General features: G+C 41.8%; 19 protein-coding genes and 2 pseudogenes. 9 read left to right on the top strand and 12 right to left on the bottom strand.

Going from position 1 to position 19,596, the window contains the following annotated elements; all coding sequences use genetic code 11:
- Nucleotides 1-60: 60 nt before the first annotated feature.
- The 6 genes and pseudogenes from nirD to IP510_RS05720 all read left to right on the top strand — a co-directional run bounded on the left by nirD (nucleotide 61) and on the right by IP510_RS05720 (nucleotide 4,652).
- Nucleotides 61-411 (top strand): nitrite reductase small subunit NirD, encoded by a 351-nt coding sequence (nirD, locus tag IP510_RS05745; RefSeq protein WP_191115282.1) that lies wholly within the window; start codon nucleotides 61-63, stop codon nucleotides 409-411.
- A gap of 1,021 nt (nucleotides 412-1,432) precedes the next feature.
- Nucleotides 1,433-1,804: pseudogene (locus tag IP510_RS13740) on the top strand (integrase core domain-containing protein); the annotation flags it as partial.
- Nucleotides 1,805-1,863: 59 nt separating this feature from the next.
- Nucleotides 1,864-2,643, top strand: coding sequence for a transglutaminase-like domain-containing protein (locus IP510_RS05735; protein ID WP_194363827.1), 780 nt, complete (start codon nucleotides 1,864-1,866; stop codon nucleotides 2,641-2,643).
- A gap of 275 nt (nucleotides 2,644-2,918) precedes the next feature.
- The gene (locus tag IP510_RS05730; protein ID WP_194363826.1) at nucleotides 2,919-3,308 is read left to right on the top strand and encodes a DUF6122 family protein; all 390 of its coding nucleotides are present in this window, start codon (nucleotides 2,919-2,921) and stop codon (nucleotides 3,306-3,308) included.
- 329 nt (nucleotides 3,309-3,637) lie between these two features.
- Nucleotides 3,638-4,129 (top strand): lactoylglutathione lyase family protein, encoded by a 492-nt coding sequence (locus IP510_RS05725; protein ID WP_194363825.1) that lies wholly within the window; start codon nucleotides 3,638-3,640, stop codon nucleotides 4,127-4,129.
- A gap of 259 nt (nucleotides 4,130-4,388) precedes the next feature.
- The gene (locus IP510_RS05720; protein ID WP_194363824.1) at nucleotides 4,389-4,652 is read left to right on the top strand and encodes a hypothetical protein; all 264 of its coding nucleotides are present in this window, start codon (nucleotides 4,389-4,391) and stop codon (nucleotides 4,650-4,652) included.
- A gap of 374 nt (nucleotides 4,653-5,026) precedes the next feature.
- On the opposite strand, the gene IP510_RS05715 is transcribed toward IP510_RS05720, so the two are convergent.
- Entirely contained in the window at nucleotides 5,027-5,251 is a 225-nt protein-coding gene (locus IP510_RS05715; protein WP_194363823.1) for a hypothetical protein, read from the bottom strand.
- A gap of 709 nt (nucleotides 5,252-5,960) precedes the next feature.
- Between IP510_RS05715 and IP510_RS05710 the strand changes: the two genes are divergently transcribed.
- Both IP510_RS05710 and IP510_RS05705 read left to right on the top strand, forming a co-directional pair.
- The gene (locus IP510_RS05710) at nucleotides 5,961-6,890 is read left to right on the top strand and encodes a hypothetical protein (protein WP_194363822.1); all 930 of its coding nucleotides are present in this window, start codon (nucleotides 5,961-5,963) and stop codon (nucleotides 6,888-6,890) included.
- 399 nt (nucleotides 6,891-7,289) lie between these two features.
- Nucleotides 7,290-7,994, top strand: a complete 705-nt coding sequence (locus IP510_RS05705) for a hypothetical protein (RefSeq protein ID WP_194363821.1) — start codon at nucleotides 7,290-7,292, stop codon at nucleotides 7,992-7,994.
- A gap of 309 nt (nucleotides 7,995-8,303) precedes the next feature.
- On the opposite strand, the gene IP510_RS05700 is transcribed toward IP510_RS05705, so the two are convergent.
- The 6 genes from IP510_RS05700 to IP510_RS05675 all read right to left on the bottom strand — a co-directional run bounded on the left by IP510_RS05700 (nucleotide 8,304) and on the right by IP510_RS05675 (nucleotide 13,681).
- A complete protein-coding gene (locus IP510_RS05700) occupies nucleotides 8,304-9,365 on the bottom strand; it encodes a hypothetical protein (RefSeq protein WP_194363820.1) in 1,062 nt (353 codons plus the stop codon).
- An 81-nt stretch (nucleotides 9,366-9,446) separates the two neighbouring features.
- Nucleotides 9,447-10,985: a YHYH protein gene (locus IP510_RS05695; RefSeq protein WP_227669532.1), complete on the bottom strand. Its 1,539-nt coding sequence runs from the start codon at nucleotides 10,983-10,985 to the stop codon at nucleotides 9,447-9,449.
- A gap of 317 nt (nucleotides 10,986-11,302) precedes the next feature.
- Nucleotides 11,303-12,280 (bottom strand): hypothetical protein, encoded by a 978-nt coding sequence (locus IP510_RS05690; protein ID WP_194363819.1) that lies wholly within the window; start codon nucleotides 12,278-12,280, stop codon nucleotides 11,303-11,305.
- Between the two features lie 99 nt (nucleotides 12,281-12,379).
- Nucleotides 12,380-12,925 carry a hypothetical protein gene (locus IP510_RS05685; RefSeq protein WP_194363818.1) on the bottom strand — a complete coding sequence of 182 codons (546 nt, stop codon included), beginning with the start codon at nucleotides 12,923-12,925 and terminating at the stop codon, nucleotides 12,380-12,382.
- A gap of 127 nt (nucleotides 12,926-13,052) precedes the next feature.
- Nucleotides 13,053-13,358 carry a hypothetical protein gene (locus IP510_RS05680; RefSeq protein ID WP_194363817.1) on the bottom strand — a complete coding sequence of 102 codons (306 nt, stop codon included), beginning with the start codon at nucleotides 13,356-13,358 and terminating at the stop codon, nucleotides 13,053-13,055.
- 26 nt (nucleotides 13,359-13,384) lie between these two features.
- Nucleotides 13,385-13,681, bottom strand: a complete 297-nt coding sequence (locus tag IP510_RS05675) for a hypothetical protein (protein WP_194363816.1) — start codon at nucleotides 13,679-13,681, stop codon at nucleotides 13,385-13,387.
- Nucleotides 13,682-14,296: 615 nt separating this feature from the next.
- Between IP510_RS05675 and IP510_RS05670 the strand changes: the two genes are divergently transcribed.
- Complete coding sequence (locus tag IP510_RS05670) at nucleotides 14,297-14,683, top strand: hypothetical protein (RefSeq protein WP_227669530.1); 387 nt, start codon at nucleotides 14,297-14,299, stop codon at nucleotides 14,681-14,683.
- A gap of 40 nt (nucleotides 14,684-14,723) precedes the next feature.
- Here IP510_RS05670 and IP510_RS05665 read toward each other — a convergent pair whose 3' ends face one another.
- The 5 genes and pseudogenes from IP510_RS05665 to IP510_RS05645 form a co-directional block, all read right to left on the bottom strand.
- A complete protein-coding gene (locus IP510_RS05665; protein ID WP_194363815.1) occupies nucleotides 14,724-16,016 on the bottom strand; it encodes a hypothetical protein in 1,293 nt (430 codons plus the stop codon).
- 42 nt (nucleotides 16,017-16,058) lie between these two features.
- Nucleotides 16,059-16,259: pseudogene (locus tag IP510_RS05660) on the bottom strand (twin-arginine translocase subunit TatC); the annotation flags it as partial.
- A 30-nt stretch (nucleotides 16,260-16,289) separates the two neighbouring features.
- Nucleotides 16,290-16,574 carry a Sec-independent protein translocase subunit TatA gene (gene tatA, locus IP510_RS05655; RefSeq protein WP_194363814.1) on the bottom strand — a complete coding sequence of 95 codons (285 nt, stop codon included), beginning with the start codon at nucleotides 16,572-16,574 and terminating at the stop codon, nucleotides 16,290-16,292.
- Nucleotides 16,575-16,654: 80 nt separating this feature from the next.
- Nucleotides 16,655-19,273 (bottom strand): copper-transporting P-type ATPase, encoded by a 2,619-nt coding sequence (locus IP510_RS05650; protein ID WP_194363813.1) that lies wholly within the window; start codon nucleotides 19,271-19,273, stop codon nucleotides 16,655-16,657.
- Nucleotides 19,274-19,388: 115 nt separating this feature from the next.
- Nucleotides 19,389-19,568 carry a hypothetical protein gene (locus IP510_RS05645; protein WP_194364180.1) on the bottom strand — a complete coding sequence of 60 codons (180 nt, stop codon included), beginning with the start codon at nucleotides 19,566-19,568 and terminating at the stop codon, nucleotides 19,389-19,391.
- Nucleotides 19,569-19,596: the final 28 nt, after the last annotated feature.

Below are 19,596 nucleotides of genomic sequence, written 5' to 3'. Positions count from 1 at the left end.
TGTCACTCACGATTTATCACTCATACAGAGCAATATTATCATCACTAAGGATACCGCCTCATGAACCAACAGACTATTTGTACACTTGACGATATCATTCCTGAAACCGGTGTCTGCGCCCTGATAGATGGCAAACAAATTGCTATTTTTCGTACCAAACAGAACGATTTATTCGCTCTTGATAACTACGATCCATTCAGTCAAGCCAATGTACTGTCACGGGGGTTGATTGGTGGAACCACGATTACAGATGATACAGGAACAGCAAAAGAAGTCCTTTATGTGGCCTCGCCCATCTATAAGCAACGCTTTAACCTAGCTACTGGTCAGTGTTTAGATGATGAGAGTATTGTGCTCAATACTTATAAATTCAAACTTGATGGAAATAATGTGGTGGCAAACTACGAATAATAAGCGACGTTGTCTCTAATTTGATATGCCATTAATAATTGCTGTATTAATCTAAAACATCCTTTGAGTCTGAGATTCAAAGGATGTTTGAGCTATGCTGAAGCAACCGTACACCTAAACTTGGTAAGCTAAACGTATTAACAAGAGTTTGTTCATATACCTTGTCTTAACACGATAGACTTGAACCCATTATAAAACCTCTCCAGAGTTAACTCATAGCTCGTATTACGTCCTGAAGCCTCAGATTTTTGCATCATGTCCTTCTCTATCAAATCATTAAATCTTGTAGTAACTAATCCTTTCATCACTGTAGAAAATAGGCTGGACCATAGTCTATTTTTTGGTCTTCAAACTATAGATATTTAACACTATCCCCGACTGAATAGTCTCCATTACTGTATCAATCTCAAAAGCAGCAGCTAGCCCTCCTGTCACCTTTCTCTGAATATCAAGCAAGAGAAGGCTCTACTTACTTATCATTTAGGGATTCACTTTCAATATTTTTGGTCTAATCCAACAATAGAGTAGAGGTAAAAATACTATAAAAACACAGTGCCCAAATACGAGTTAAATTTTATTAGATTACAATTTACATCACAATTATTCAATCATATAATATCTGTAGTCCAATAAAATAGGTACATGTAGGATATCGTCATAATATTTATTTTGGTCGACCTACTTTGACATGGTAGAGGTCAGCAGTTCGAGTCTGCTTATGCCTACCAAATATTTAGAAAGCCCCAATCTCACGATTGGGGCTTTTTTTGTCTGTAATATATGGGCTGTAGAGGAAAATTCTTGCTTGCATCAACTCATAGTTATGATTATTTAATCAGCTTCAAATCAATTGAAAAAGCGAAGGTGAGCAAATGGTGACCAAAACGTGACCAACCCTCAAAAACCATTAAAATTAAAACCCTCTTTTTGACCTCTACTTCAAATTCTAAGCTAGAACCTATTTCTCAGTATTTTTCTCTTTATCCTCTTTTACATATTCAAAAATATGGGAGCAATGGTAGCGTTAAATCAAGCGCTAGCAGGCATAAACAAGCCCAAAGATGTGATTCATCATAGTGATCACGGTGTTCAGTATCTATCCATTCGTAATACTTCTAGTATGCCTGATTTCGGCGTGATTGCTTCCGTTGGCACGACAGGCGATTCATACGATAACGCCTTGGTTGAAACCGTCAACGGGCTATATAAGTCTGAGGTGATTGAGTATATAAAGAAGCAGTAGCACGGGGTAAACGATGTTGAGCTGGCAACCCTTGAATGGGTGAAATAGTTTAATAAAGCCCGACTGCATCATGCAGTTGATTATGTCTCGCCTTTTGTGTTTGAAAAGCGGTATTATGATAATTTAACCCTGTCAGGCATTGCTACCTGACTCAAGTAAACCAGTCTCTGATATAGCCTGCCCGATCAATACCCTTAGAGAGCTCAAACATGATCCTGAAAATTAACGTCAAACTCCATTATCGACTCTCCGCGCCGATGGACCTTTTACTTCAGATCGAAGCCGCCGATCTTGCGGATCAGCGGGTGCGTTCGGCCGAGATTTGGACATCAGACGTTGCGCATTTTTCACGGGTTACCGCCGATGATGGCATAGGAGAGCGGATTTGGATCCGCGCCGAAGGGGATTTTAGCTGCACTTACCTCGCAGAAATTGCCGTTGACCGTCCTATCTTGGACATATCGGCACTGCCCCAAACGCCACTCCATCTTTTGCCCGGAGAGACGATCAAACATTTGATGCCGTCTCGCTATTGCCCGTCAGACGAGTTCCAAGCTTTCGTGGACGCCGAGTTTGGCAATCTCGCTGGCGGCGCACGGATTGCCGCGATGCGTGATTGGATCGAGTCGGCGTTTAGCTATGTGCCTGGATCCAGCCACGCACAAACCACCGCGCTCGACAGCTTTGTTCAACGTCAGGGCGTCTGCCGTGACTTCGCGCATGTTCTTGTGACACTAGCACGTGCGTCGTCGATACCTGCTAGGTTCGCGAGCGTTTATGCGCCCGATGTGACGCCACAGGACTTTCATGCCGTGGCCGAGGTCTATCTCGGGGGAAGCTGGCACCTCATTGATCCGACCGGCATGGCAGATGCCAACACGATGGCCCGCATCGGTGTTGGATCCGATGCGTCTGGCGTCGCGTTCTTAACCGCTTTCGGCTCCATAGAATTTGTCAACCAATCGGTATCCGTGACCAGACAAGCTTAGGATCCTGACCCTAGGTATGCAGGCCTGCGATTAAGACACTGACCGCCGCCATAACAGAAGGTAGGCGGCAGTGGTCTTGCTTAATCGGTTTCGTGCTCTTCGCCCTACATAACAAGGTCTGCGTTCAACTAATCAAGGGTACGGTAGGCATGCCATGTTGTGTGTCCAAGAATAAGCAAGTCCAAGATCTACTACATACGAGTAATTCGAAGAAAATTTTTGGAATAACGACTCTTTTCATTGTTTCAACAAACTACCTCAAATTGGAAAAAGCGATGGTTCAAACCGCTATTCATTATTTTTTACATCTTGGCATGCCCTTGATTATCGCCTATCTTTTTTTCCGTAATGACTATAAACGGGTATATTTAATCTTATTAGCAACCATGCTGGTGGATTTAGATCATCTGCTGGCCACTCCTATCTTTTCACCTAATCGTTGCAGTATTAACTTTCATCCACTACACACTTATTATGCGATGGCAGGATATGTGGTTATGTTATTTTTACCGAAGCCTTATAAAATAATTGGTTTGGGATTATTACTTCACATGCTAACTGATTTAAATGATTGTGTGATGACCTACCTTAATTGTCCCCAGTGTTTGGTCGAAGCTCCTGCCCGTAAGATTATAGAATGGTTGGCCAAAGCCGTTAAGTCTTGAGGCGGCGGTGACTACATCCCTTTATGTTTCTCTTATAGATCGTCTTTTCAGTAACTTCTAGAAGTAGCGTGCATACATCGCTATTCAATCCTCAATAAGTCCTTGCATTAAACCACTTGATACCGATAAAAAAGATAATGCTTAGGACCTGTACCTTTAAACGAACATATCTCATTGAAAAATAATATATTTTATTAACAGACAGCTATTTTACAATTCACTTCATTATCCATGTGCTTGTACAACACAGCTTCATTTCTCATAGTGCTATTTTTAAATAGCAAAAGGACGTTTGCCCACTGAGTCATATCCAAACAGGAGCACAAGCAATGAGTAATGTTTATCCCAGAAGCTTTTCGCATGTTGGTCTGTCAGTGCCTGATATAGACAAGGCCGTCAAATTTTATACTGAGGTAATGGGTTGGTATACTATCGTAGCACCTACCAAAATCGTCGAAGACGATAGCCCTGTAGGTCAAATGTGTACAGAAATATTTGGTAAAGGATGGAGTCATTTACACATAGCGCATCTATCCACTGCGGACCGAGTGGGTATAGAGCTTTTCCAATTTAAGAATCAGGAAGATCCTGAAGATAATTTTGAATACTGGAAAACAGGTATTTTTCACTTCTGTGTCCAAGATCCGAATCTTGAAGAGCTTGTAGAGAGCATCATCGCAGCTGGCGGCAAAAAGCGTATGGAAAAACCCCGTTATTACTACCCAGGTGAAAAACCTTATCGTATGATCTATATGGAAGATCCATTTGGCAATATCGTTGAGATATATAGTCATAGCTATGAGCTGACTTATAGCCTATAAATTAGGCATTTAACGCTACTGCTCAGCTAGTGTTAGATAAACTAAAACCGCCCCAATTTATAACAATCCGGGCGGTTTTGTATGTAAGCTATTATTTTGGTCTGCGATGTATCGGTGAGCAAGGCCTGTTGAACATTCAACTTTTTAACCAAAGGTAGGCACAAGCTAGGCCTCCGTTCATCCGAAATTAATATAAAACCTAACCTCTTTCTGCTAAGTTAAAAGAGATAGCCTTATTGTCTATCGGTTTGGAGGTGTTATGGATAAAGAGCTAAGAGGTAGTGATTTAGCGCGTGCAATGTTAAAAAGTGGTTATAAAAACATATGGTGTGCTGTCGATGACGAGAGCGATGAACAAGCAATGATGGATAATGACGGTAATGACTTTACCGCTTATATCGTAGCATTTGAAAATGGCTATTTTCATAGTGATGGCGGTATGCAATGGTTATATGCTGTACCAATTAAGATAGAGGAAATAAAAAATGATTATTGTGCTTGTGGTCGGCATAGAGACCAATAAATAATCAGAAATACCGTAAATACTTTACCTACCAAAAACAAGTAGTATGTGCTCACAGATTTACGCTCACAACCTGATGGATAGTTTTTGATCATAGATACTATAACCAGTTGAAATGTCAGTACAGGCGCACAGATAAGCAAACCATATTATTTCAAGTAAATTGATTGAATGCGACGATAATCAATTAATGGTTTATAGAGTGAATGTCATAGTTGTCATGCTTACTTCTGATGCAATATTAAGCGTAATCCCGCTGCTAATATAATAACAAGATTTTAAAAATTAGTCGGTTTGAATATTATCTTATCTGTCGTTAAGACAAGCGAACATCAATCTTGCAGAGGGCCTATCTGCCAAAAAACGGGTTTAGTTTATTTTGCTAAACTAAACCAAGCATCATTAATTGCCGTTTCTTTTGAATTAAAGCGAACAGATATGCCCTCACTATCTTCCGTAGCATACCAAAACTCATCATTCGCGCCTACTTTTACTTCAAAGAGTTTACTCGTTACGATGTTGCCAACAGTATATGTCGATCCTGCTTTAAAAAACGGATTCCCATCCGTACATACCAATTTATCACCAGAGCGTACCATGAACTGATTCTCCCATCGTTAAAAATTCATACGGAATGTATATTATTCTCCACTGGATTCCAATTTAAATAATGTTAAACAAATGTTTTCTTTATGTAACTTAGACTTGTATTCATGACTGATAAAAATAACTCTAAGTATGACTGATTCCCCAGATCTATTTCTAGCTTAAGCCATTAATAATAGTCCTATTGGGAGGGCTTAGATGCGAAAACTTACGGATGAGCCAACCGTGAAAGTTGGCGGTTTTGAACTACTGTTAATATGCTTAGTTTGCCAAGTTTGGCTTTATAGTTTTTTCAGCATAATACGGCTTGCAAGTTGAGATGGGGCATGCAGGTACGCCAGAGTTGATCATCTTTTCAAAACCTAACCTAAAATGACCCGCCTGACGTGGGTCATTTTAGTTAGCAGACAACTGATCCTTTTTAACTACTGTTCTATGATAATTACGATAAAGATATCATGCATCACTTGTTCAAATACATCTTAGCCAGCCCATCATTAATCTTATCTCGATCATAATAAAGCGCACCATTCTCAGTCATTCTCTACTGCCCCTCTCACTGTTTTTAGTTTCCTTACCTTTCAAAAGTGCGAGACGAGCGATCTTTGTAGCGACAGTGTTAAAACTGAAACTTTGTTTTGCAATTTAGCATACCTTTTACTATGATTACTTTCTTACGGGAAACTAACGATAGGTAACAATATGAAAATAAACAAGCTATATGCCAGTATCGCATTGACCAGTGCTTTATTGCTCACAGGATGCGGCGGTGATGATGACGGTGAATATATAGTAGGCAACAATGACAATACTGGCCCTATCATCAATAATGAGCTGAATTACACCGTATTCGATGCTTTTACAGATGTGTCAAATGATGAGTATATAGAGGGATGGGGCAAGCTTGCCTACAAATTTAGTAATAGTGGCTTTACAGAAACCATCTCTACCGTTGTGGGCAGCTCGGCTACTGCCTATCAAAACAGCAGAGATGATGAGGGAAATAACTCAAACTACTATGTTGGCAATAAAGTATTCATAAAAGTGAGTGATGAGTTTGACAACCGATTCTACAAGCTAAAATTTACTGATAGTGACAGCTTTGAATCAAGAATTCAGACCGATAATGCAGCCATTGATAGTGTTTATGATATCGAAACTTTAGACCTTAGCGGTATCAAGAAGTTAGCCAATAATGCTGACACAGGCATTAGCACTGTCTTAGACTATGACTATTTCCCAGACAGTATTGCCTTCCCTACTGGCTCTCAGTGTTATATTTTTCAGGAGACACCATCTCAGTCCTATTATTATTTTTATCAGCAAGCTTCTAGGGAAAAAATCACTATTAATGAATGGATCGCCGAACAAAAACAAGGCAACGTGGTAAAAAACCTCGTTCAAGAAAAAGTTGGTCTCAATAACGAACTGTCAGCTGCTAGATATACTGATGAGTATGGCAATATTGTAGCTGCTGTTGAGTACAATGGTTTGGTCTATGATTCTGATTTCTATCAAAAAGGCGTTAAAGAAGATACTGATACAGACTTTACGGCCGATGTTGTCGATTGTGACCTGTACAATACTGTTGCGGCTGATTTCATAGAAACACAAATCAAAGCCAATTATTAGACATAGTTATGTACTAAAAGCTAGCTGTCATATTACTAGCTTTAGCACTAAGCACTCTTAATCTTGCCTCATAAAAGTGACATAAAAATAGCGCCTGCAATGGGCGCTATTTGTATGAAGCAAACTCTATGATTGTGCCAACGTTTCAAAGGCTTCGTTCAACCATTAGCATACAGCTGCTTACTCTAATCTGTACTTTCAATACCTGAGCTCTCGTTTCTCATCAACCAGTCTAATAGAAGTCTGCAATCGCTATAGCATTTATAACCATCACAAAACTGCTATTAACGAATGTCAGACGCGAGTAGCGGAAAATTCAATTATAGTAAGTACTAGTGCGTCTCCTCAATTCAATCCATGATAATCTAAATAGATTAAAACAAATAAAAGGATGGTCTTATGAAAAATTTAGCACTGGGAGTAGTAGCAGGACTGGGATTGAGCGCTTGTGCTAGTGGCATAAGTGGTGGGACAATGGTTAATACCAACCCAAACAACATAATGACTCAATACCCCGTTGAGACTGCGATGCTCAACATCTATACCAAACAACGGAGTGAAAAATTGGTTGCTATTGTAGGTAATCAAAGTGCCTCAGCAGACATTCAAATCACGCCTAAAGGCAGCTTTCAATTCAATAATAAAGCGGTGCAAGGTGCCGAAGTAAATACTATCAATAAAGTGAATAATCGAATTACTGATCAGTCAGTTGCTATTAATTACTTTACCCTGAATCCATTAGTGTTTCATGGTTTCACAGATAGCACGGGCAAATACTCGCTATCAAACCAGACAACCATCATTCCTAAAATGGCTACCGTTGGTGACTCAAATAAGTTGATGACTGAAACCGTCTATGCTGACAGCAGTATGCGTAAAAAAATAGGGTCGTATGAGCAAGACTGGGCTCTTACGCGAGACACCAATAATACGGCATGGCTCTGTATAGAAAACTCAAAAAACTTATTACTGAGCTCTGATCCTATAGGCACTTCATCCGAATGCTACAAAATCAATGCTAAAGGCGATATCTTAGCGAGCAAGGTCACACTAAGGCAGCCATCTGCTAATGGTACGAAGACAGTGGTATTTACCAGTCAGTAGTTTATGCACATATCGTTGTATGTAGAGTAAGCATTGGATACTCATACAAATAGCGAGGTTTTTTCTAACGTATGACCTGTTTTTAGGTTATATATAGTCGGTTCAATATGATTTGGATACAAGGAAGCCGAGTGAAAGCACTACAAGTAGTAGGCTAAGCGAGACTGACACCGTACCCAATTTATAGAGGATTGACTAGAGCAAGCCAACGATATAATTGGCTTGCTCCATTTTTCTAAAATAATTTCCGCCAACCTAAATATGTGTGTTGTCAGCTCGTTTGGAAAAACACCAATATTTTTCCAGATTTTATGATCCATTTACTGTGTAGCGTACGATAACTTCATTATCGAGTACTACATTGTTTGACCAAATGAATTCAGCATCTGCTTTTTCATTATCAAAAATATCTATGAAATTGGTATAAGCTGATTTGTTGTCTACCCCAATGGTTTGGTTACTATAAGTGGTAGCGTTCGGCCAACTAGAGTCATCAAAGTCTGCTTGTTGCCAGTTGGTAGGCAATTCCCAGTGCAAGCCATAATCTGCCGAACCGTCTTGTACATTAGCTGTGGTAACACAATTACTAGATAGTCGCTCGCTACCTGACTCACTAACACAGGATAAGTCTCTAATCGGTGCGGTATAAAAGGTTTGTGCTTTCCAGTTTTCATCAGTCTTGGCGATGATGTTGTTATCTTTATCTTTGATCACAGCGACTAGACCACCATCTCCTGCATGAAATTCTGAGCCATTATTACTCTCTGAACCAACACCTAAGTTTTCTTCCCAATCTACCAAATGCATAGCAACGGTAAACGGTGCTTTTGCTTTGAAACGCACTATATTTGAATTGAACTGAGTAAATGGTACATTGTCACGTCCGACGGCTACGCCATTTACGTACATCTCAAAATAATTATCTGCAAAGACGTAAGCGGTATACACTCCGCCATCTGCATCTATTTCAATGATGTCTGAGCCATCGAGTTGAGCTAACGCTTCACTGGCGGTGCGATAGTCGTTGCCCGTACAAGGGTTGTTTAAGTCAGATGCCACTGGGAAATCTGTATTGAGCAAATTGGTCGCTGCTGGTACTGTCCATGTTTTACCGTCAGTTGACTGGATACTGCCGATGTTGGTTTGACGACCGCGGTCACATTCATAGGCGTTTGTCACGTCAGTCTGGGCAACACCTTGGGTTAAGCTAGCGGTACCAGTATAGCTGCTGGCATCTGCACTACTTATTGATGCTGTCGTTTGCTCATTGGCATCGGTAGCTGCTGAGTCTATTTGAGTTTGGCTACACGCCGCTAGCAATACAGCAGATAGTGTCGTGGTTAGCAAAGCAGGTATTAAAATAGGTTTCATTAAGATTCCTTAGCATTATATAAGATGGTCTAAAACTCAGCTTATTTGTCTCTATAACTGATTATTATCATTAGATGCACATTATTTTTTCTGTGTATCATCAGTGCGTTTATAAGTCTGTACGGTCGTACCCTCTGGATCAATAAACTCAAAAGTATAAGTATCTTTAGTCGCTTCAGTAGCACCCCAACCATAGTTAAGTTTATGCTCTTGACCGTCATGGGTATACGTTAGACTATATTGAGTCGGGCTTATAATTTTGTAATCTGTGATCTCGGCTCCGCGCAAAGGCGTTAGCGCTGGACGAACGCCGTGCGTATGCGCTTGCGGTGCAATCTCATTTTCTGGCGCTGTCGTATCTGGATTCACAGTGACCTTACCGCGCAAACCGGCAATTAAATACGGAAACTCTGAAGTAGCATGGTATTCATAGCTACCGTCTTCATTGAATTTGCCTAAATATTCATCCAGCTCATCATCAGTTTCACCATAGACAGGAAAGCCATCTAGCGCATAAGCAATGGGCTTACCTTCACCAACTTGTGACTGTAGGTGGGTTGGTGCAAGATGATAGTGGTAATCATCAGCGCGTCCAGAATGCCCGCCCCAATTGTCTAACTCTCCGAATGCTTTGGCGTCCTCACCACGATTGTTTAATGGGTTGAATATAGGAATGCCATTAGCTGCAATAGCGATGGCCCCTTTCATAAAATTGTCTTTGGCCATTAAAGGCTCATCGGCAAGCTCAGGCTGTAAGGGAATGACCCAACTGTTATCATCAGTATAATCATGATCGATAGGTACTTGCTGCTGCCAACTGGTGATACCCGTCATCATCTCGTGACTTGGAATACCGTTTGATTCAACATACAGATATTTATCATCATGATGAGTACTGACGTTATCGAATGAGCCAAATACTGACGTCATAAAGTCAGTATCATTGGCAGGTACTGGCAAATGAGCAACCGCCTCTTTAGTCTTTGCACCGATATTTTGGGCCGTCTCAGTACTGCTACAAGCCACAAGCAAAGCAGCTGAACCCAATACACCAAAAACTGAATAAGCTACTTTTGAGGTTCGGTTTTTTTTGTGGCGTATGTTCAAAACATAAAAGCAAATCAAACCACTCGCTAAGACCAAGCCGCCCAAGAGGTAGAAGAATAAAACAGAGCGTGTGTCACTGTTACTCGTCATAACAGACGTTGCCGCATCAGCTTTGTTTAGTGCCGTTCCATTATCATTGGCAATAACAGTAGTATCGCTTGGATTTTGGATAGCCGTTAATTGATTACTACTTACTAGATTTTCAATCACTGCTAGCTGATTGATCGCTTGAATATGGGCGTTTTTTTCCAGAATATAGGTTTGATCATTGGCTGAAAAGTCTGACAAGTTAAAAGAGAGTAGCTGATGGTGACTGTCGGTTAAATAAACAGTATCGTCTTCTAATTTAATAAAATCAGCAGCGACACTAGGCTGGCCTGTGATCTGCCATACTTTGGCAGCGATGGTATGTTCACTAAGGTCATGGGCGTAGGCAGAGGTCAGTGATGAAACTTGTATGGCAGTGACAATAGCAAGCAAGCTGAAAGCTTTAACTGTTTTTGTAAGGGTCATAACATGCTCTCGTTTGGATTGATATTTGAAAGTTAGTCATAGTCAGACAGAGGTACTTATGCGCACCTGTCTAAACGTCGTGGCTACTTATCATTATTCACTCAAAAAATTATAGTGACCAAATAATAAATTCATTGTATTACAACGATAATATCAATTTTTACTTTAGATAAACTTTAAGAAGTGTTAAGCCCTATTGCGTTTTTTACTATGGAAATCCTATAGACTATATTTTCGCCTGATGTCCTATCATCAATTGCTATGCAATGTATGGCGATAACTAGCAGTGTTCTTATATGAGACAGCATCGTGCAAAATCAAAAACGCATCCCACTGTCTTCTAAACATTGCAGCGGATTTTTATCAGACGCACAAGGTTGAATTTTTTTGAGTTCATCAAGCGATAGATATTCAAAATAATTGGTCAGTGCGACACGGGCATCGGGGTCATTTATAAAATAACCATCATCATATATTTCATTTTTCCAACTCGGATTTACTCGATATAAATAAGATTTATAGTCTATTTTAGCTAACGCCTCGTCAGGGAGCTGATCAAAAGGACCATCGTAATAGTTATTTTTATAAACATTATTGGCATTAACGCCTACTAATATGGCAAACTTTTCCATAGGCAAGTACACAAATTGAGTCCTAGCACCCACTTTAAGCACCTCGCCAAAAGGATAATAAAATTCATCATCTCTGGATAAAGGATTAATATAATAGAAGTTATTGGTAGTAGGATGAAATGCCAAATAAAACGTAACCCCCGAATCATCCATCATGGGTAGATTTACTTCAAAACCTTGACTCTCAAGCGTCTTTACAAAATCAGCATCCGCCTCTATCTGATGAATCTCAAGATTTTTTTTGATATTTTTGAAAGTTAATTGATATAAGTTAGGTCGATAACTTTTCAAGCTAAATATATCTGACGATTTATATAGCTTATGATGCGTTTTAAACTCCCCCCGTTCTTTGCCGGCTATGTCATAAAAATATATAAAAGATAAGCTGCCCTGCTGTCTTAACTTATGACCTACCAACATATTGCCTTTTATTAAATTGCCCTGATGGTAAAAGTTAAAGTAATAATAGCCTTCTGAAGGGTAAATAGTGAGGGTATCGCCAGTCTGTGATAGCACGTATGCAAAAACGTCATCTACATTATCAATATCAAGCTCAGTATCTTGATACAGTTCATTGATCATTTTCTCATTGGTATTTAGGGCAGTGGCTTGAGCAGAATACAAAAAAAGCAGACTTACCAGTAGATAACAAAAGGTTTTCATGAATACTCTCCAAAATGTGGCTTAGTACATAAAAAATGACAGCTAAATGTTAACTGTCACCTTGTTCTACTCGTAGATAGCATATGTAGCATTGCTCAATTATTTTGTTAGTTTCATAGACTCAAGCTCAACGTTTTCATCATTGATCCCTACTTTAGTAGTAATACAATTATGTTTTTTTATAGTTTTACCAAATAGATGACCTGCGCTTTGCGCCAGTTCTTCTTCTCCACCCGTAAATTCACGTGCTTTAAAGATCTTGAATGACTTAGTGGTCCAATGCGAATCAGACTTGCCCCAACGATGCCCTTGCGATTTGGTTTCCGCCATCTGACCTTCCATAAAAGTGCCACAGACATCACCGTAACTTTTTTCAGTCATGTTGTTTTTTTCAGCAAACTCGGTTAGAGCTACTTGCGATGCATCCTCTTCCAACGGTAAGCTCACCTTTGAGGACACCATGTTTGCCTTGCCCTTTTTCTTCTCTTTTCCAGTGGTGCTCCAATTATGCGTCCACGCCGAAATCGCACTGTTCTCCGTGACAGTCACACCACTTTTGGCACCCGCCATATCATCGGCAGCATGGCTGAGCCCTATTAGAGACATACTCAGTGTCAGTATCGTTATTTGCTTATAAATATTCATAATATACATCCTTGTGTAAAAGTATTTAATATCAACAAACCACTCTGAATAGCTGAAACTACTATCAGAAGCTACGTTAGGTTTACCATCAAATGATCCACATGATGGATTTTCTCTCTGAGCCTCTTCAGGGTCTTGATTGATTCTTAAAGTCTTCGATAGCTTCAAGAGCTTTGTCTTTTCTTCTTTGCCAAGGCCATCTAAATCCCTCTTCCTTATCTACTTCAACATCATTTGAATTATTAATGGCACTGGATTTATTGTCTGTCGGTACTTTTTCTTTTTTCTGCATACTTGAGGGTGCGGCTTCATTAACATTCATCATTGAGGTTTCAGAGATGCGTAAGTTTTGGGTATTGATATCCTCAGCATAGGCGATGGTGGCTAACGGTAAAATACAGGTGCTAGCTAAGATGGCTTTAAATAGTTTCATTGTGGTAGTCCTTTATAGTTAATGAACTAACAGCACTTTGGACGCTCAGGTGTCGCTACTTCTTTGTTCTTCTTCTGCCAAGGCCAGCGCCACGTTCTTTCTTTGTCCACTTCTACATCGCTGCCGTCTTGAATGGCGTTCGATTTTTCACCCATATGATCATTATCATTGTGCATTTTCATGGTTGCTGGTGCCGCGTCATTGACACTCATCATTGAGGTTTCAGAGATACGTAAGTTTTGAGTATTAACGTCTTCAGCATAAGCGATGGTGGCTAACGGTAAAATACAGATGCTGGCGAGTACAGCTTTTGCTAATTTCATAGTTATCGTCCTTTATGGTTGCTTAACTCCGATACGTGAGATTAAAAATCCATATAGCCAATTAATTTGATTAGCAAAACTAACCAAATTAATTAGTATAACTAGGTATAGCAGAAATATTCATGATTTTCCATGAATATATTTTATGCAATAGATATAGACAGCTTGTCTAAAACCAGATGACAAAATGATGTTTTAACCCTCCCCATCAACCGAAAAGCGCTTCTTTCCCGTCAATAACACCTCCATCACCGCCAGCATTTTCCACCAAATTATTACCTCTCCTGTGAGCAATACTGAGATTGCTATACCAAATGCTGGCATTAGTTGAGGAAACAGCATAACCTTGGAGGCAGTATTTCGACTGAGCAGCTATCGCCACAGTACAAAGCCAATCGGGATTGGGATGTAAATGCTCATCTGCCGTGGGAGACGCCAGTAAACGGCGTCTCGGTCTGATAACGACGATCGAATAAACCTGACATTGTATTTATGGCTATGGCTATTTTTGGAGAAATGATGACTGTTGTAAGCCAATCCCGCCGAGCATCGACATCAGCTGTGCTTGCCCTAATGATATGGAGCGTAAGTTTCTTTCTCCATTTTTTTTGGGAGATGGCACAGGTACCGTTCTTTTCCGGTATGGCCGAAGCGAGACACTGGGACGTAGTCTGGCTTTGTACGCGTGCGACCGTCGGTGATGCCAATATTGCTTTTGGCGCCTACGTGCTTGCGGCATTGCTTGTAAAAGACTGGTTCTGGGTTGCAAAGCCGTGGCGTCTATCGACTTTATCGATATACCTTGGCGTTGGCCTAACTGTGACAATACTCTTTGAATATTGGGCAACTGGCGCTGGCCAAAGATGGAATTATAGTGGGCTGATGCCTGATGTTCCGTTACTGAGCATAGGTGCGTTGCCGCTCGGTCAGTGGGTGGTCATTCCGATACTGTTAATCTACACTGTCAAATGGATGTTCCTAGGTTGGCAGATATCCAAGTAATGGAGGCTAACATTAAAAGCAGTTGGTGTTGTTTAGCTCATTACACCTGAAAGACAGGCGCGAACCCACCTCCTGGTGTACGGAAGTTGGTCGTCTGACCTTGATAAACACGCGCCGCAGGTAGTAGCATTTTTCCATCATACATATAAAGGCGTATATCAACCTTTCTCGTTGTGACAGTGTCATCAATTTTTATTGATCGCTCTCCTGCAGGAACAAAGGTCTGTGCGATATAATCCTCATCCAGAATGTTCTCAAAAACGCGTCGAGTCAGCTTGCTACCGCGATAGACTCCTTTGCTTCCATGACCCGCAACTGGCTTAAAAAACAGCTGTCGCCGAGTACGCCACAACGCTGCTGCCTCGTCTTTTGATACGAGCTTAGTCCTTGGCACAGACCTTTCGAGACATTCTGCTGCTGCATTACTCAGTCCCCAAGCGCGCAAGATCTGCGAATCGGATAGCAAGGTCAGGTTGTGCTTATTGGCTAACATAGCATGCACATGGGGATTGGGTGTCACCACCACAGCACCTTCTAGATACGCACGCTTAAGCAGTGCATGGTCAGGCTCTTCAAATGTGAAGTCGACCAACCGATTGTAGACCATATCGATTTTCTGTCCATGAGCTGTCAGCGCACCATCGACATAGTCGAGTTCAGAGGGATCTAGTATCACAGTATCAATGCCTCTAGCTTGGAGCAGTTGACGTGCTAACTCGAACTCCAAAAACATGAACTGATTCTTAGGGTCATTATCGATAATAGCTATGCGATTAGGCATGGCAATAGCCGATTGTCGCTGCCATTCCTGTTTGAACATAGAAAACACCGATTCCTCAAATGCATCTAACATTTGAGTCGTTGTAACGCTTTGCTGTGAGGCGTTACAACAGCGTTTTTGTGCGCGAGCGAGCAACACATTCAGAAACGCGCCACCAGCATTGGTATTGACCTCTATGAGCTGGGGGCCGTCACGACCCAAGTGAAAGTCATAGCCCATCAGAGCCCCTATTGGACCTGGGTCAAAAGCAGCGATTTTGGGTGCCCACGACATCGCTTGCGCTTGATACGATGGCAGCTTGGCAGCCGACTCGATAGCGTCAACGATCCGCTCCATCGCCACTATCTCTGTTTTGGGGACGAACACTGGTGTTGCTGAAAAAAGCTTATTAAGCTCGTTCGCTCCTATTGGATTGTTTCTATTTTCTGCCAATTGATCTTGCAGGCTTGTATTGAGCGCCTTACGATCGAGGGTAATGCAGTAGCACTCTTGATTCAGTCGATTTGCGAGACCGTCATTCGTCTCATCATTGTTGCTGGTTAAGTGTTCCATTTAAACCTCGTCGTTAAGTAGAGTACTTACGCTGACATACTCTAGTAAGTAGGCAAAGGCCACACCCGTATAGAATAAAAATATTGAAGATATCAGAACTGGAATAGTGAATTTTTTATATAATCCAGGGGCTATGAATGACCAAATTTGATACAGGATATAAGGCATTGCTAAAAATGCGGCGACGAATATCGTTAAGCGATTGGGTGCCATAAAATTTGACGTGATGTCAGTGGCAATCATATGAGTGCCGCTATTTATAAGCGGCGCGCTTCATACTTTGTGCTGATCATCAGTGGTAACAGGGCTGATTTCTGTATCATCAGCCTGAGTCCCTACTTGCGTATTTACATCATTACTTGAAGCTGGCGTACTGCTTTCATGGTCAAGTGAACGATTATTGCGAGCACGCGAGGTTTCTTCATCTTTGACTGCTTCTTTAAAACCCTTTACTGCACCGCCTAAATCTTTGCCCGCATTTTTAAGCTTAGCAGTGCCAAATACGACCACTACCACAACCAATAAAATCAGCCAATGTGTAATAGAAAAGCTGCCCATAACGTGATCCTTATATTTTAAAGTCTTGATAAGACCAGTATGTGTATGTGTGCTTTAGAAACTGATCCACCATACCAAAACTACAGTTTCAAGCGACGCAATCGCAGCGCATTGCCAATGACAGATACTGAAGACAGACTCATCGCAGCGGCCGCTATCATTGGACTGAGCAATAGCCCAAAGAAGGGATACAGAACACCTGCCGCAAGCGGTATACCAAGCGCATTGTAGATAAACGCAAAAAACAGGTTTTGTCTGATATTTCGCATCGTAGAATGACTCAGTTTATGGGCTCTGACGATTCCCATCAGATCACCCTTCACTAGCGTGATGCCAGCACTCTCCATAGCCACATCTGTTCCTGTGCCCATGGCGATACCAACGTTAGCTTGTGCAAGAGCGGGAGCATCGTTAATACCGTCACCCGCCATCGCCACGACCTTGCCGCTATTTTGTAGCTCTTTGATAATACGGTTTTTGTCTTCTGGAGAGACGTCAGCATGTACCTCATCAATATTTAACTTACTGGCAACGGCTCTAGCGGTTATTTCGTTGTCACCTGTTAGCATGACCACCTTTAGTCCAGCCTGATGCAGTAAAGATATCGCTTCGCTGGTACTCGGCTTGATCGGATCAGCGACTGATATTAAACCAGCAGCTTGGCCGTTTACTGCTACAAACATTACCGTTTCGCCGTCTTTTCTACGCTTATCAGCACGTTCTGAAAGCGTACTGTCAAAGCTATCAAGACGTTGCATAAATTTTGAGTTGCCTACAGCGACTTGTTTGCCATTGACCAGTGCCTGCGCGCCTTCGCCAGTGGTTGAGCTAAAATTACTGGCTTTAGCAATATCAAGAGATTTTTCTTGCGCAGCTTTAACGATAGCTTCTGCCAAAGGATGCTCGCTGGCAGTCTCTACCGCAGCGACAAGTATAAGCAGTTCATTTTCATCTAAGCCACCAAGTGCTTCGATAGCAGTGAGCTCTGGTTTGCCTGCGGTTAATGTTCCTGTTTTATCGACAACGATGGTATCGACTTTTTCCATGCTCTCTAATGCTTCAGCGTTTTTGATAAGCACGCCATTCTGAGCACCCTTGCCAGTACCGACCATAATCGACATAGGCGTGGCGAGTCCTAACGCACAGGGGCAAGCGATGATTAACACTGCAATAGCGTTGACCAGTGCAAAGGCCATGGCAGGCGCAGGTCCGAAAATAGCCCAGACGATAAAAGTTATGATAGAGCACATAAGGACAATTGGCACAAACCACCCAGCCACCTTATCCACCAGTTTCTGTATTGGTGCGCGACTGCGCTGGGCTTCAGCAACCATTTTGACGATCTTGGACAGTACTGTGTCATCACCCACGTCAACTGCTTCAACCAGTAAGGTTCCAGTGCCGTTTACCGTGCCACCAGTAACCGTATCGCCTTTTACTTTAGAAACCGGAATAGGTTCCCCCGTTACCATCGACTCATCGATACTGCTACTGCCTTCAAGCACAATACCATCTACAGGGAGTTTCTCTCCTGGCTTAACCCGTAATTTGTCACCACTGATAACTTCGTCAAGGAAGACTTCTGTCTCAACGCCTTGCTCATCTACCCGCCTTGCATTTGGTGGTGCCAATTCAAGAAGAGCACGAATTGCGCCAGAAGTCTGGCTTCGGGCTTTAAGCTCTAGAACCTGACCTAGTAATACCAATGTCGTGATAACCGCTGCTGCTTCATAATAAACACCGACTCGACCGGATGCATCCCTAAAACTGTCTGGGAAAATGCCCGGAACAAAGGTTGCTACCAGACTGAAACCAAACGCTGTACCTACACCTATCGCAATTAGGGTAAACATATTTAGGTTGCGACTTTTTATAGATTGCCAACCTCGCACGAAGAAAGGCGCGGCTCCCCATACAACAACTGGGGTTGCTAAAGCTAGCTGTATCCACTGCGCAATCTGCCCAGCGATAGCGCCCTGACCGCCTTGAATGAAGCTGTCCAGATTTATACCTACCATATCGCTCATTGCGTACAAAAACAAAGGGACGGTCAGCACGGTACAAATCCAAAAACGCCGAGTCATGTCATCGAGCTCCGAGGTATCCTCTTCACCAATAGTAGCAGTCTCTGATTCAAGTGCCATGCCACATATGGGACAACCACTATTCTCAACATCTCTGACTTCGGGATGCATGGGACAAGTATAAACGGTTCCGCTGTAGCCAGCTGGCACCTTATCGTACTTGCCGCCTTTTATAGAGTTTACCTTAGTACGGTCAGTATTCTTTCCATGACAGTGTGCATGACTGTCTTCATCAGCAACCTCGTCCTCAGGTCTGAGAAACATACCGCATATTGGGCAATCGCTTTTTTCAACATCTCTCACTTCGGGATGCATAGGGCAGATATAAACGGTACCGCTATTATTTTCCGGTACTTCGTCGTACTTACTTTCTTTAGTAGGATGGGCATCAGTATTCGACGGGCTATGGCAGCTTGCATGGTCATCTTTCATTGCTACCATCTCGGCAACAGTGTCTTCAGGTTTAAGAGACATTTTGCATATGGGACAGCCGCTATCTGTAACGTCTCTGACTTCGGGATGCATCGGACAGGTATAAACGGTTCCGCTGTAACCCTCTGGCACTTTGTCGTATTTACCGCTTTTGATATGCGCTTGCTTGGCCACATGTTTCATAAAAACTACTCCTTGAAGACCATGAGTAAAGATTCTGATTCAGTCATATCAGTCGCTGATAGCCGTTGTCTCTACTCTTACTTTATACGCTTAATAACTTAGCTAAGAATAAGGCTCAATCTGGTTTACGCAGGTGTTTGAGTAGCGACATAATAATTAATATCAATATGGCCAAAAACAGTAGGGCAAATATTAAACAGACAACCATCATCCCCCAGCTCATCTCGTGCATCATCGATCCATTCATGAGGCCATCCATAGGCCCGCTCATCATACCGTGCATCATAACAATCATGATGAGTACTCCTTACTTGTTATTTCCT

The sequence above is a fragment of the Psychrobacter sp. NG254 genome (assembly GCF_015277735.1).
In the GTDB taxonomy this organism is placed as follows: Bacteria; Pseudomonadota; Gammaproteobacteria; order Pseudomonadales; family Moraxellaceae; genus Psychrobacter.
The sequence above is the reverse complement of the archived record's forward strand: the minus strand, read 5'-3'. Positions and strand labels throughout refer to the sequence as shown.

What these genes read in the sequence shown, in the direction of transcription:
- IP510_RS05705 (WP_194363821.1), top strand. Translation starts at nt 7,290, where the DNA reads ATGAAAAATTTAGCACTGGGAGTAGTAGCAGGACTGGGATTGAGCGCT.
- tatA (WP_194363814.1), bottom strand. Translation starts at nt 16,574, where the DNA reads ATGGGCAGCTTTTCTATTACACATTGGCTGATTTTATTGGTTGTGGTA.
- IP510_RS05720 (WP_194363824.1), top strand. Translation starts at nt 4,389, where the DNA reads ATGGATAAAGAGCTAAGAGGTAGTGATTTAGCGCGTGCAATGTTAAAA.
- IP510_RS05690 (WP_194363819.1), bottom strand. Translation starts at nt 12,280, where the DNA reads ATGAAAACCTTTTGTTATCTACTGGTAAGTCTGCTTTTTTTGTATTCT.
- IP510_RS05670 (WP_227669530.1), top strand. Translation starts at nt 14,297, where the DNA reads ATGGCACAGGTACCGTTCTTTTCCGGTATGGCCGAAGCGAGACACTGG.
- nirD (WP_191115282.1), top strand. Translation starts at nt 61, where the DNA reads ATGAACCAACAGACTATTTGTACACTTGACGATATCATTCCTGAAACC.
- IP510_RS05715 (WP_194363823.1), bottom strand. Translation starts at nt 5,251, where the DNA reads ATGGTACGCTCTGGTGATAAATTGGTATGTACGGATGGGAATCCGTTT.
- IP510_RS05730 (WP_194363826.1), top strand. Translation starts at nt 2,919, where the DNA reads ATGGTTCAAACCGCTATTCATTATTTTTTACATCTTGGCATGCCCTTG.
- IP510_RS05735 (WP_194363827.1), top strand. Translation starts at nt 1,864, where the DNA reads ATGATCCTGAAAATTAACGTCAAACTCCATTATCGACTCTCCGCGCCG.
- IP510_RS05645 (WP_194364180.1), bottom strand. Translation starts at nt 19,568, where the DNA reads ATGATTGTTATGATGCACGGTATGATGAGCGGGCCTATGGATGGCCTC.
- IP510_RS05700 (WP_194363820.1), bottom strand. Translation starts at nt 9,365, where the DNA reads ATGAAACCTATTTTAATACCTGCTTTGCTAACCACGACACTATCTGCT.
- IP510_RS05680 (WP_194363817.1), bottom strand. Translation starts at nt 13,358, where the DNA reads ATGAAACTATTTAAAGCCATCTTAGCTAGCACCTGTATTTTACCGTTA.
- IP510_RS05695 (WP_227669532.1), bottom strand. Translation starts at nt 10,985, where the DNA reads ATGACCCTTACAAAAACAGTTAAAGCTTTCAGCTTGCTTGCTATTGTC.
- IP510_RS05665 (WP_194363815.1), bottom strand. Translation starts at nt 16,016, where the DNA reads ATGGAACACTTAACCAGCAACAATGATGAGACGAATGACGGTCTCGCA.
- IP510_RS05650 (WP_194363813.1), bottom strand. Translation starts at nt 19,273, where the DNA reads ATGAAACATGTGGCCAAGCAAGCGCATATCAAAAGCGGTAAATACGAC.
- IP510_RS05685 (WP_194363818.1), bottom strand. Translation starts at nt 12,925, where the DNA reads ATGAATATTTATAAGCAAATAACGATACTGACACTGAGTATGTCTCTA.
- IP510_RS05710 (WP_194363822.1), top strand. Translation starts at nt 5,961, where the DNA reads ATGAAAATAAACAAGCTATATGCCAGTATCGCATTGACCAGTGCTTTA.
- IP510_RS05725 (WP_194363825.1), top strand. Translation starts at nt 3,638, where the DNA reads ATGAGTAATGTTTATCCCAGAAGCTTTTCGCATGTTGGTCTGTCAGTG.
- IP510_RS05675 (WP_194363816.1), bottom strand. Translation starts at nt 13,681, where the DNA reads ATGAAATTAGCAAAAGCTGTACTCGCCAGCATCTGTATTTTACCGTTA.